A 1,707-nucleotide genomic window follows, 5' to 3' on the forward strand; every position below is an offset into this window, starting at 1 on the left:
TATCGAGATAGTCCTGCAGGGACAGAACCTCTTCGCGCGTACGCTCGTACCGAGCGGCGAAGTTACTGATGACATCCATAGACACCTCCATCGAGTCAGCGGGGCGCTGCCCGGAGTTTCCGTGCTGCACACGTTGCATCGTTCGCAGGAATGGTGCCAGGTGATGTGTGCACGCTTTGGAATGACCCCTCAGGCAGGAACTTGCTCAAAGCATAGAACAAAGAGCGCGTCGAGCAAATTGCTTTTCAAATAAGAATTTCATCGTCGTAAAAAAGTTCCAGCGGAAAGCGGGAGCAATTGGCGAAAACCGGACCCGCCGCTTGCCGCATTGGTCCATCGTACGAGGATGCCGGCCTTCGTGCACGGGACCGTCCGGGTCGCTGTCGGCGTCCGCAGGTTCTGTTCATGGGCCTCCATGATCTGTGTTGGCTCAACGTCCGAGGGGGCGGCGTCGCCGACCGCGCCTGGCGGCGACGCCGGCCCACAAAAAAGGCGGCCCGCAGGCCGCCTGGAATCCATCGCTGCCGGGTCGACCGGCAAGCGCCGCCGACGCGGCGCTCAGGTGAAGAACTCCTTCGCCTTGTCGAACCAGCCCTTGTCGGTCGGGCTGTGCTTCTCGCCGCCCTTCTTGAGCGACTCGTCGAGCTCTTTCATGAGTTTGCGCTGGTGCTCGGTCAGCTTGACCGGCGTCTCGACCCGCACGTGGCAGTACAGGTCGCCCGGGTAGCTGGAACGCACCCCCTTGATGCCCTTGCCGCGGAGGCGAAACTGCTTGCCGCTCTGGGTGCCGTCGGGGATGTCGATCGCGGCCGCGCCCTTCAGGGTCGGCACGTTGATCTCGCCGCCGAGCGCGGCCGTCGTGATGCTGACCGGCACCACGCAGTGCAGGTCGTCGCCGTCGCGCTCGAAGAGTTCGTGCTTCTTGAGGCGGATCTCGATGTAAAGATCGCCCGGCGGGCCGCCGTTGGTGCCGGGCTCGCCGTTGCCGGTGCTGCGGATGCGCATGCCGTCGTCGATGCCGGCAGGGATCTTCACTTCCAGCGTCTTGTTGTTCTTGATCTTGCCCTGGCCGTGGCAGGTGGCGCRGGGCTCCGGAATGATCTTGCCGGAGCCGTGGCAGGTCGGGCAGGTCTGCTGCACGCTGAAGAAGCCCTGGCGCATCTGGACCGCGCCCTGGCCGTGGCAGGTGGTGCAGGTGATCGGCTTGGTGCCGGGCTTGGCGCCCGTGCCCTTGCAGGTGCCGCAGTCGTCCCAGCTCGGGATCCGGATCTGGGCGTCCTTGCCCTCGGCCGCTTCCTCGAGCGTGACTTCCATCGCATAGCTCAGGTCGCTGCCGCGGAACACCTGGCGGCCGCTGCCCTGGCGGCCCCCGCGGGCGCCGCCGAAGACGTCGCCGAAGATGTCGCCGAAGGCCTCGGCGAAGCCGCCGAAGCCTTCCGCGCCCGGCCCGCCGCGCATGTTGGGGTCGACGCCCGCGTGCCCGTACTGGTCGTAGGCGGCCCGTTTCTGGCTGTCCGACAGCATTTCGTAGGCTTCCTTGACCTCCTTGAACTTGGCCTCGGACTCCTTGCCGGTGTCGCCGTGGTTGCGGTCGGGGTGATGCTTCATCGCGAGCTTGCGATAAGCCTTCTTGATTTCCTCCTCGCTCGCATTCTTGGGAACGCCGAGGGTTTCGTAGTAGTCGCGTTTGGTGGCCATGGTCGGGAA

Annotated in this window: 1 protein-coding gene; it reads right to left on the bottom strand. The window is 65.0% G+C overall.

The genetic code is table 11. From position 1 onward, the window contains the following. Positions 1-558 precede the first annotated feature (558 nt). Positions 559-1,698 (bottom strand): molecular chaperone DnaJ, encoded by a 1,140-nt coding sequence (dnaJ, locus tag AC1D2K_RS34295; RefSeq protein WP_478094843.1) that lies wholly within the window; start codon positions 1,696-1,698, stop codon positions 559-561. Between the last annotated feature and the right edge of the window lie 9 nt (positions 1,699-1,707).

It is taken from the genome of Variovorax sp. P1_H12_2, assembly GCF_056405335.1.